The following is a 10,529-nucleotide window of genomic DNA, read 5'->3' on the forward strand; positions in this document are numbered from 1 at the left end:
GCCGTTCACGGTGACCAACTCCCCCGCGGGGAGCTGGGGCGTGGCGGGGCGGGCGCCGACCACGCAGGGCACGCCGAGTTCGCGGGCGACGATGGCGGCATGGCAGGTGATCCCGCCGCTGTCGGTGACGACCGCGGCCGCGCGGGAGAGCGCGGGCAGCCAGTCGGGATTGGTCATCGCGGCGACCAGCACGTCCCCGTCGCGCAGTTCACCCGCCTGGGCCGGGGAGGAGAGCACGCGCACCGGCCCGCTCGCGACACCCGGTGCGGCGGCCAGGCCGCGCACGAGCACCCGGTCCGGCGCGACGGCGGCGGTCGTCGGCGGGGCCGGTTCGCCCGCGGCTGTCCTTCCCGGCTGCTCCGGGCGCCCGGATGTCCCCGCCCGGCTGGATGCCCCTGCTCGGCCGAACCCCCCTGCTCGGTCGGACGCCCCGGTGCTGTCGGAGGCCGCTGGGCGATCGGGTGCTCCCGGCCGGCCGATTTCTCCGCTCTGGTCGCACGGCCCCGCCTGGTTCGAGGACCCCGCGTGCGCGGTCGGCTCGGCGAGAGTGGTGATCGGCCGAGCCTGCACGAGCCACAGCGCCTGCTCGTCGTAGGCCCATTCGACGTCCTGCGGTATGCCGCCGTGGTGTCGCATGACGGCGAGGGCGAGCCGCGCACCGCGGTGGCGCGTTCCTCGTCGAGCACAGGACCGGCGTCGGCGTCCAGAGCAACGCGCTGCTCGCCGTTCGATCCCGGGACCAGCGCGAAGTTCTGCGCGCCGCGCCGGGTTTCCAGCAGCGCCGGTCCGGCCGTGTCGAACACGTAGGTGTCCGGTTCGACGCTCCCGGAGACGACCACCTCGCCCAGTCCGCGGGCGGCCTCGATCACCACGCGGTCGCGCCGGCCGGTGGCCGGATCGGCGGTGAACGCGACCCCGGCCGCGACGGCGGCGACCATGCGCTGTACCACCACGGCCATGACCGGTCGCTCACCCATGCCGCGGCGGGCTCGATAGGTGACCACGCGCGGGGTGAACAGCGACGCCCAGCAGTCCACGATCGCCTCGACGAGTTCGTGCTCGCCGCGCACATTCGTCCTGGACAGATTCATGCCCGCGAAGGAGGCGGAGGCGCTGTCCTCGCCGATCGCCGAGGAGCGGACCGCGACCGGCACGTGGTCACCGAGCGCCCGGTAGGCGTCGAGGATCTGCGCCCGGACATCCTCGGGGAAGGTGACCCGGTGCACGATCTCGCGCATCTGCGCGCACAGTTCGCTGACCCGTTCGATCTCGGCCACCGCGCTCAGCGCCTGCCGGTGCAGTTCGTCGAGTTCGGCGCCCGCGGCGTCGGTGACGACGCGCTCGTAACCGGATCTCAGCACCACGAAGCCGGGCGGCACCGGCAGCCGGGCGGCCACCAGTTCTCCCAGGTTCGCGCCCTTGCCGCCCGCTCGATCGGCATCGTCGAGCCGGAGCTGGTCGAATCCGGCCACACAGTGCTCGCCCATCTCCTGCCTCCTGGGGTACTGCCTCCTGGGGTACTGCCTGCTCGGGTACTGCCTCCTGGGGTACTGCCTGCTCGGGTGCTGCCTCCCCGGTCACCGCCTCCCCGGCGGGCCCTCAGCGCGAGTTGCCGTGCTCGGTCCCGACCGTCTTCCGGGTCCCGGCCGTTTCCTGCGCAAGCCCGAGCGCGGTCGCGATCTCGTCGGCCCAGGCCCGGATCGATGCCCAGTCACGCAGGTCGCCGTACCGGCCGCCGCCCATCGCCCGATACCTCAGGCGGGTGGACAACGGCAGGCCCGCGCGCTGGTATACCCCGGCGAAGGCGCGATAGTCGCGCGGTTGCACCAGATCTCGCAGGCGGGCGATGTCCGGGGGCACCCGGCGGGCGAGCCTGCCGCCGATCGGGCCGCGCAGGGCGGGACCGAGACCGACGGTGAACAGCCACAGGTCGGTCTCGCGGAGTTCCCGGTCGTGGGCGCGGATGTAGCCCTCGGCGGCCGGGAGCAGATTCATGTCGTGGACAGCGCTGCCGAGCACCACGGCGTCGAACAGGCTCAGTTCCGGGGCGTGCTCGACTTCGCTCACCTCGACGTGCCCGCCACGGGCGGTGAGGTTCTCGGCGATGAAGTCGGCGATGTCCCTGGTCGAGCCCTGTTCCGTAGCGTAGAGAACCGCGATCCGCTTCGGTGTCGATGTCATGGATCCAGCGTCCTCGCAGGTCGTGGGCTGGAGGCAGAGTCCTCGTACCCGCTCGCCCGGGACCAATGCCATGTCTGTCCCGGTCCGAGGACACGTTCTGTGCCCTCCACACAGACCCGGATCGGGTCGGCGGTGCTCGGGTGCAGGCGCAGCACGATATCGGTGTGGGTCAGGATCACGGTCACCGGCTGGCCGCGGAAGGAGACGGTGAACTCGGCTTCGCGCAGTTCTACCGGCAGGACCGGATGTAGCAGCAGCATGTCGTCGCGGGTCTCCAGACCGCCGTAGCAGCGGATGATCATGTCGGCGGTGCCCGCCATCGCGCCCAGGTGCACCCCTTCGCGGGTGGTGCCGCCCTGGGTGTCGTCGAGGTCGGCGGCCAGCGCCTGGGTGAACAGCTGCCAGGAGGCGGCGCGGTCGGTGCGGGCGAGCACCCAGGCGTGCGCGAGCCTGCTCAGGGTGGAGCCGTGGCTGGTGCGGGCCAGGTAGTAGGAGACCGTGCGGGGGATGAGCTCGCCGGGCAACGCGTAGCCGAGGTGGGCGAAGACCTCCCGCAGTTCCTCGGCGGAGAACAGGTAGAACAGCATCAGCACATCGGCCTGTTTGGACAGTTTGTACCGGTTCGTGCTGTCGCCCTCGGCGTCGAGGATCAGGTCGAGGCGTTCCACATTGCCGTAGCGGGCGCGATAGCGGTCCCAGTCGAACTCCTCGAGCTCCTCGTAACCCTCGAACTGGGAGATGATGCCGTCGCGGTGGAAGGGCACGCGCAGTCTGCGGCTCACGTGGTCCCAGTGCGAGGGTTCGTCGGCGCCGACGCGCAGCCGTTGTCGCACCGGCGTGCAGTCCAGGCCGTCGAGCAGACGCACGATCTCGCCCGCCCGCTGCAACACCCAGGAGGCGAGCACATTGGTGTAGGTGTTGTTGCGCAGCCCGCGCGCCGGACGGTCCGGGTAGCCGTCGTGGTATTCGTCCGGGCCCATGACGCCGTCGATGTCGAAACGGCCGGTCGCCGGGTCGGGCACCGCCATGTCGGCGAACAGCCGGGCGACCTCCACCACGATCTCCGCGCCGCACTCGACGAGGAAGCGCTGGTCGGCGGTGGTCCGGTAGTACTGCCAGACGCTGTAGGCCAGCGCGAGCCCGACGTGACGCTGCCGGAACGAGTTGTCCGGCATCCACCTGCCGGTGCGCGGGTTGAACAGCTCGGTCGGGGTCTCCTCCCGCCCGTCGCTGCCGCTCTGCCACGGGAACAGCGCACCCGACCAGCCCGCGGTGCGCGCCGCGACCCGGGCGCGGTCGAGCCGCCGGTAGCGATACCACAGGGCGGCGCGGGTCAGTTCCGGTCGGCGCAGGGTCAGCATCGGGTGCACGAAGGTCTCGTCCCAGAAGATGTGCCCGCGATAGGCCTCGCCGTGCAGTCCGCGCGCGGGCAGTCCGGCATCGCGATCGTGGCCCGCGTCGGGCACGGACTGCAGCACATGGAAGACGTGCAGGTTGAGCGCGAGCTGCACGGTCGTGCCGTCGCCGGCGAGCCGGATGCCGAAGCGTTCCCACACCCGCGCCCAGGCATCGACCTGGTCGGCCAGCAGAGCGGGAAAGCGACGGGCGCGGCCGATCCGGGAGGCCACGTCGAGGGCGGGCGTGGAGATCGCGCGATCGCGGGAGGTCGCGACCGCGGCGATCTTCTCGACCATCACGGGCACGCCGGGGCGGACCCGGATGGTGAGTTCGTGACCGGGGCGGGGTTGCGACTGTGCCCGGTGTCGCGTGACCGGCGCCATGGTGCGGGTGCGCACCGCGAGGGCGAGGGTGATGCCGGACTGGTCGGTGGCGGTCTCGTACAGCACGGTGTGCCGGTCGAGTTCGCGATGCGCGCCGGCGGTGAGGTGCCTGCCACGCAGCAGCCGGTCGGCGGCGACGTTCCGATTGGCCACGGCGGTTTCGATGGCCGAGCCGATCACCACCTCGCCGGTCCAGTTCTGTGCCTCGACGGTGAGTTCGAGGGCGGCCAGATGCGGATCGGTGCGCGAATGGAAGCGTCGGGTCACCACGCGGGTGCACCGCCCTCGCTCGTCCCGGTGGACATCGGCGAAGGTCAGCACCCCGGTGCGCAGGTCGAGTTCGCGCCGGTGCGAGACCACGGTGGGACCGCCGGGCGAGTACACCGGACCGTCGGCGGGCCGGACGGTCAGGAAGGTCCAGTCCGGGGTGTTGACCAGATGCTCGGTCTCCACGATGCGGTCACCGAGGTCGGAGGTGCAGCGGTTGTAGATCCCCGCCAGGTAGGTGCCGGGGTAGTGCACCGCGTCGCACACGCTGCCGGGGACCGAGCCACGGGTCGCCCAGTAGCCGTTCCCGGTGGTGCACAACGCCTCTCGCGTGCCCTCCTCGGCCGGGAGGAAGTCGTCGTACACCAGGCTCCAGCCGTCCGGGCCGCCCACCGTGGCCCCGCCACCCCATCGTTGCGCGCCCCGGCTGTCCGGGGCGGGCTCCAGCCCGGTCAGCTCCAGTCTGCTCAGGTCAGTCACCACCAGGTCGGCGCCGGCGGATTCGAGTTCGGCGCCGCCACCGCGCCGGTCCACCCCGATCACCCGGCCGAAGCCGCCCGCGGCCGCGGCGCGCACCCCGCTGGTCGCGTCCTCGACCACGACGATGTCGATCGGGGGGATACGCAGCCTGCGTGCCGCCTCGAGGAACATGGCCGGGTCCGGTTTGCCGGGCAGGTGCAGGCGCGCGGCGTCGGTGCCGTCGACGCGGACGGTGAACAGATCCTCCAGTCCGGCCGTGCGCAGCACGGCGACGCTGTTGCGGCTGGCCGTCACCACCGCGGTCGGGATGTGGGCGTCCCGCAGCCGGGCCAGCAGTTCGGCGGCGTCGGGGAAGACCCGCACACCCACCCGGGTCAGCTCGCGAGCGAACAATTCCTGTTTGCGCCTGGACATTCCGGCGACCGTCAGCGCGGTGGCGTCGTCGCCGGGATCGCCTTCGGCGACGGTGAGGCCGAGGGAGCCGAGGAACGAGCGGACACCGTCCTCGCGGGTGCGGCCGTCGATCCACGTGCGGTAGTCGCGGTCGGGGTCGAACCGGCGGTCCGGGCGGCCGAGGGCGGGCAGCACCTCGTCGAACAGCGCCTTCCACGCCGCCGCGTGCACCGCCGCGGTGTCGGTGACCACGCCGTCCATGTCGAAGACGACCGCGCCGTGGTCGTCGGCCGTGCGGCCCCGCGAGGTGGGGAGGTTCTCCAGCCGCACGGCTCACCCTCCTCGTCTCCGGGCCGGCAACGATTCCTTTAGTTTGCTCGGACGTTGCCGATCATGGGAAGGGGTCGCAGTTCTTCACCCGGGACAGGTCGTCCACACCCCCGGCCGGGACCGGTGTCGTCGGCCTGCCTCGTGGTGGCCGAGTTGCGGCCTGTGCGGTGGCGCCGGGCCGGTGGTCGGTTCAGTCGCGGCCGAGAAGCAGACAGCCCGCCAGTGGTCCGCCGCCGGCCGACACCACGGCGACCTCGTGCCTTCCCCGCAGCTGGCGAGCGCCCGCCCGGTCCTGCAACTGGAGGACGGCCTCGTGCAGGAACCCGAGCCCGTGCAGCCGTCCACCGGACAGCTGCCCGCCCTGGGTGTCCAGCGGCAGCCTGCCGTCATGGGCGATGGTGCGGCCCTCGTCGAGGAAGGCACCCACCTCGCCGCGCTCGCAGAAGCCGAGGGCCTCCAGCCACACCAGGGTCAGGAAGCTGAAGCCGTCGTAGAGTTCGGCGAAGTCGACGTCGGCGGGGGTGAGGTCGGTGCGCGCCCACATCGCCGCGGCGGCGTCGTGCGCGGCCATGGTGTCGAGGTCGGCGCGGCCGAACCAGGTGGGCGAATCGTGCAGCGCGCCGCCGGAGGCCAGGATGCGCACCGGGGGACGGCGCAGGTCGGCCGCGGTGTCGGCGGCGCTGATCACCACGGCGGTGCACCCGTCGACGGGGATGTCGCAGTCGAGCAGGCACAGCGGGTCGGAGATCATCCTGGCGGCGAGGTAGTCGTCGAGGGTGACCGGCTCGCGCAGCACGGCGGTCTCGTTGCGGGCGGCGTTGGCGCGATTGTTGATCGCGATGCGGGCCAGATCCTCCCGGCGGGTGCCGAACAGTTCCATGTGCCTGCGGGCCAGCAGCGCCACCCACACCGCGGCCGAGGTCGCGTAGTAGGGCGCGAACATGGCGCCGGTGCCGGTCAGCCTGCCGCCGCCCGCGCCGGTCTGCGACGGCCGCCTGCCGGACCTGCGCACGCTCGCCTCGGTCACCACCCGGAAACAGACGACGTGCCGGGCGAACCCCGCGTGCACGGCGGCGATCGCGTTGAGCACCTGGGCCAGCTGCCCCGGGCCCTCGGGGCCGCCGCAGTACCAGTTCAACCGCAGGCCGAGTGCCTGCTGCACCTCGGGCACCCCGACGCCGGAGAAGCCGGGCATGTGGTCGGCGCGGCCCGGCCAGGTGGCCACGCCGTCGATGTCGGCGAAGGACAGGCCCGCGTCGGCGACCGCCTCGCCGATCGCCTCCAGGGCCAGCGACAGAGCGGAGCGGTCGAGGCCGCGCCCGACGGCCGACTGCCCGACACCGGACACCACCGCCGAGTCCTCGGCGCGCACGGTCATGCGTTCCCCTCCTGGATCGTCATGCGTTCCCCTCCGGGAGTGCGGACTCGGCGTCGGCGACCGCCAGGGTCGCCTGGGGCAGGGTGACGTCCTCGGCCACCCGCTCGAAGACCAGCCGCAACGGCGCCCCGACGGCCAGCCCCTCGGTCGTGCGGACCATGTTGCCCTCCGCGTCGAGCAGATCGGTCAACAGCCGCAGGTCGTCCTGCTCGGCCAGCGCCAGCAGCACTACGACGAACGGCACCTCGACGCCGGGCAGCCACGGCTGGACGTTCAACGTCCACGACAACAGCGTGGCCTTTCCGCTGACCGGCTCGGGCACCGGCCCGTCGGCGTGGCAGCGCCTGCACACCGGCGCGGGCGGCAGCAGCCAGGTGCGGCACTCACGGCAGCGCAGCACCGACCAGCCCGCCGCCGAGCCCGACCAGTGGTGCCGGTTGTCGTCGGTGACCAGCGGCAGCGGACGGCTCACGGGGTCCACTCGAGCGGCAGTGCCACCAGGCCGGAGACCGAGCCCACGTGGTCGTCGACCACCGCGCCCTCGGGGATGCGGTAGTCGGGGATGCGCTTGTGCCATTCCTCGATCACGATCTCGAGTTCGACGCGCGCCAGATGTGAGCCGAGGCAGCGGTGCTTGCCCGCGCCGAAGGCGATGTGCCGGTTGGGTTTGCGGCCGAAGACCACCTCGGCGGCGTTGTCGAACTCCAGCGGGTCGCGGTTGGCCGCCGCGGTCGCCAGCACCACGCGGTCACCCGCCTTGACCGGGCAGCCGCCGATCTCCACGTCGGTGGTGACCACCCGGCTGGTGTTGACCACCGAGTACGCGCGCAGCATCTCCTCGGTGACATCGCGCGCGGCGACCTCGCCCGCGGCCACCGCGGCCCGGTGCCCGGGATGGGTGGCCAGGTGGCGGAAGGTGTAGCCGAGGGCGTTGGCCACGGTGTCCAGGCCGGCCATGTACAGCTGGAAGGCCATGGCCAGGGATTCTTCCCCGGTCAGCGGGCGACCGCTCGGCAGCGGGGCGCTGACCAGCGTGGTGAGCAGATCGTCCTTCGGTTCGCGTCTGCGGCAATCGAGCTGCCCGGTGAGGTAGCGCATGATCTTGCGGCGCACGCCGGTGCGGATCGCGTAGTCGGGATCGTCCTCGGGCCTGGTGTGCATGAGGGTGCCGACCCAGGCCAGCAGTTGCGGCGCGTCCTCGAGCGGCATGCCCATGAGGGTGAGGAACACCCGCGTCGGCAGGTCCTTGGCGAACTCGGCGACGAAATCGATGCCGCCCCTGCCGGAGAAGGCGTCGATGAGTTCGCCGCACTGCCTGCGGATGTCCGGGGCCAGGTCCTGGGCCACCTTGGGCGCGAAGAAGGGCGCGACCAGGGTGCGGTATTCGGCGTGCAGCGGCGGGTCGACCTCGACCGGGATCCACGGTTTCTTCGCCGCCGCCATCTCGGCCGATTCGAACGCCTCGACCGAACGGCTGGAGAAGGTCTGCCAATCCTGGAAGGCTTCTCGGACGTCGGCGTAGTCGAGCAGGTACCAGACCGGCCGTGGCGCCGCGGTCCGGTTCACCCGGACGGGGCAGCCGTCGCGCAGTTCGTCCCAGCGGGCGAACTGGTCGGCCCGCATGTCGGTGTCGGTCCGGTGGTCGAACGTCGTCTCGAAGGGGGCGGCCGGTGGTGCGGTCTCGGTCATCAGGGTCGACCTCGCAGTCCGATGTGGTGGATTCCCCGCCAAAGTTACCACCCTTCCTCGCTTACCTAGTTAGCCTTCTGAAAACGAATCGGCGTCTTCTCGCGCCGTTGCCGGAAAGGTTGGCCATCCCGTGGAACTGCATCTGGGCAAGGACAAGTGCGTCGGGCACGCCCAGTGCTTCGCGGCCTCGCCGCGGCTGTTCCCGCTCGACGACGAGGGGTACAGCGCGCTGACCGACACCGAGATCGACCCGGCCGACCGGGCCGAGGCCGAGGACGGTGTCGAGGCGTGCCCGGAACGGGCGCTCGTGCTGCGGGACTGGCAGCGGGAAGTCCGGCGAGAGACGAGCGTCACATGGTATACCTGGTGAACCTTGTCCACGCGGCGGTGGGCACGACGAGAGGGCTGCGAACATGCGCGTTTTGGTGACCGGCGTCAGTGGACTGGTCGGCCGGACCACGGCTGCCCGGCTGGCCGGGGCCGGACACGAGGTCGTCGGCCTCAGCCGCAGTGCCCCCTTGGAGCTACCGCGTGGCGTGCGGCACCTGCGAGGCGACATCAGCGACGAACAGTTGCTCGCCCGCGCCTGTGCGGGTGTGGACGCGATCATCCACTGCGCCTTCATGCTCGACGCCCGTGAGGGGCTCGAGGCCATGGAGCGCACCAATGTCGGGGGCACCGCCAAGCTGATCGCGGCCGCGGAGGCCGCGGGCGTGCGGCGGGCCGTCTTCCTGTCCTCGGTCACCGTCTACGGCCCGCGCTCGGGCCCGGACGAGCCGCCGCGCACCGAAGCCGGCGGGGCCACCCCGCATCCCGACCAGCCGTACGCGGTGCACAAGCTTGCCTGCGAGAAGCTGTTCGAGGAGTCGTCGATGTCGACGGCGCTGGTGCGCGCGGCCATCATCCTCGGCCGCGGCACCGACAACCGGTTGCAGGAGAACCTGGCCGCCGCCCGGCACATCACCGCCAGCGGCGCCGAATACCCGTGGCAGATCATCCACCACGACGACGTGGCACGCTTCCTGCTCATGGCGGTGACCTCCGACAAGACCGGCGTGGTCAACCTGGCCGCCGACGAACCGGTGAGCCAGCGCGAGATCGCCCGCGTGCTCGAACGCAAGGTGGTCGCCGCGCCGCCCTCGGCGATGATCGCCGCCGCCAAGGTCGCGGGCAAGCAGTTGCACATCACCGCGGGCGAGGTCGCCTGCGCGCTGCGTATGCCCGTCGCGGATCTGACCGTGCTCCAGCAGGAATGGGGCTTCACCGCCGTGTGGAATGGGCCGGAGATCATCCGTGACACCCGGCTGGCCGTCACCGGCCGGACCACCAGCGGCGGTCGGGTCGTGCCCGCCCGCGGCCGTATCCCCTATCGCCACCAGATCCTGCCCGCCGACACCCCGCCGCCGGACGGCGTCCAGTTCGAGCACGCAGGCCCGGAGGAGCTGCGCGGCGAGTTCGACACCCCGATCGACCCGCGCTTCCCGGTCTACTCCCAGACCAACCTCGCCGAGGCGCTGCCCGGCCCGTCCACGGCCCTGACCCTGGACATCCAGGGCCGGGCACTGCGCGGCACCACCTCGGCGGTGGCCGAGCTGCTCGGACTGCCGGGCGCGCTCGGCGTCGAGGCCGCTGCGCGCCTGCAGGCCGTGCACGCCCACCGCATGTACATCAACGCCTCGGGCACCTACCAGGTCTCGCTGGTCATGCCGGGCACCGACCCGGACGAGCTGGCCGCCCAGTTCAGCGGCACCCACGCCGACGAGCTGCCCGGCGGTACGGCCGCGGTGGCGGGCAGCTACCAGCCCCCGGCCACTTCGGCGGTGCAGATGCGGCGCGCCACGGCCGGGGTCGGCACCAGGGTGCTCTCGCTGATCCCCTCGGTGGACAAGGACGTCGACGAGGTCAGGGCCGAGACCGAGCGGCTCGAGGGCTTGCTCGCCGAGTCCGCGACCATGTCCGACGAGCGCCTGCAACAGACCCTGCTGCTCGGCGCGGACCTGCTCGCCTACGCCTGGACGGTGCAGGGCGTG

Annotated in this window: 7 protein-coding genes and 1 pseudogene; 2 read left to right on the top strand and 6 right to left on the bottom strand. The window is 72.0% G+C overall.

The window, feature by feature from the left end; genetic code table 11:
• From QH283_RS30315 to QH283_RS12910, 6 genes and pseudogenes are all read right to left on the bottom strand, one after another.
• Nucleotides 1-1,487 (bottom strand): annotated as a pseudogene (locus tag QH283_RS30315) (PEP/pyruvate-binding domain-containing protein); the annotation flags it as partial.
• 112 nt (nucleotides 1,488-1,599) lie between these two features.
• Entirely contained in the window at nucleotides 1,600-2,181 is a 582-nt protein-coding gene (locus QH283_RS12890) for a flavodoxin domain-containing protein (protein ID WP_280503238.1), read from the bottom strand.
• The gene (locus tag QH283_RS12895; RefSeq protein ID WP_280503239.1) at nucleotides 2,178-5,432 is read right to left on the bottom strand and encodes an HAD-IA family hydrolase; all 3,255 of its coding nucleotides are present in this window, start codon (nucleotides 5,430-5,432) and stop codon (nucleotides 2,178-2,180) included. The genes QH283_RS12890 and QH283_RS12895 overlap by 4 nt, the downstream gene beginning before the upstream one ends.
• 190 nt (nucleotides 5,433-5,622) lie before the next feature.
• Nucleotides 5,623-6,810, bottom strand: a complete 1,188-nt coding sequence (locus QH283_RS12900; RefSeq protein ID WP_280503240.1) for a thiolase family protein — start codon at nucleotides 6,808-6,810, stop codon at nucleotides 5,623-5,625.
• 19 nt (nucleotides 6,811-6,829) lie between these two features.
• Nucleotides 6,830-7,282, bottom strand: coding sequence for a Zn-ribbon domain-containing OB-fold protein (locus QH283_RS12905; protein WP_280503241.1), 453 nt, complete (start codon nucleotides 7,280-7,282; stop codon nucleotides 6,830-6,832).
• Nucleotides 7,279-8,499, bottom strand: coding sequence for a cytochrome P450 (locus QH283_RS12910; RefSeq protein ID WP_280503242.1), 1,221 nt, complete (start codon nucleotides 8,497-8,499; stop codon nucleotides 7,279-7,281). Before QH283_RS12910 ends, QH283_RS12905 begins: the two co-directional genes overlap by 4 nt.
• Before the next feature lie 130 nt (nucleotides 8,500-8,629).
• On the opposite strand from QH283_RS12910, the gene QH283_RS12915 reads away from it, so the two are divergent.
• Both QH283_RS12915 and QH283_RS12920 read left to right on the top strand, forming a co-directional pair.
• Nucleotides 8,630-8,869 carry a ferredoxin gene (locus QH283_RS12915; RefSeq protein ID WP_280503243.1) on the top strand — a complete coding sequence of 80 codons (240 nt, stop codon included), beginning with the start codon at nucleotides 8,630-8,632 and terminating at the stop codon, nucleotides 8,867-8,869.
• 43 nt (nucleotides 8,870-8,912) lie between these two features.
• Nucleotides 8,913-10,529 (top strand): NAD-dependent epimerase/dehydratase family protein (locus QH283_RS12920; RefSeq protein ID WP_280503244.1); only part of this gene is annotated, 1,617 nt, incomplete at its 3' end.

This window comes from Nocardia farcinica (assembly GCF_029867845.1).
Taxonomy (GTDB): Bacteria; Actinomycetota; Actinomycetes; order Mycobacteriales; family Mycobacteriaceae; genus Nocardia; species Nocardia farcinica_A.

What these genes read in the sequence shown, in the direction of transcription:
- QH283_RS12890 (WP_280503238.1), bottom strand. Translation starts at nt 2,181, where the DNA reads ATGACATCGACACCGAAGCGGATCGCGGTTCTCTACGCTACGGAACAG.
- QH283_RS12900 (WP_280503240.1), bottom strand. Translation starts at nt 6,810, where the DNA reads ATGACCGTGCGCGCCGAGGACTCGGCGGTGGTGTCCGGTGTCGGGCAG.
- QH283_RS12910 (WP_280503242.1), bottom strand. Translation starts at nt 8,499, where the DNA reads ATGACCGAGACCGCACCACCGGCCGCCCCCTTCGAGACGACGTTCGAC.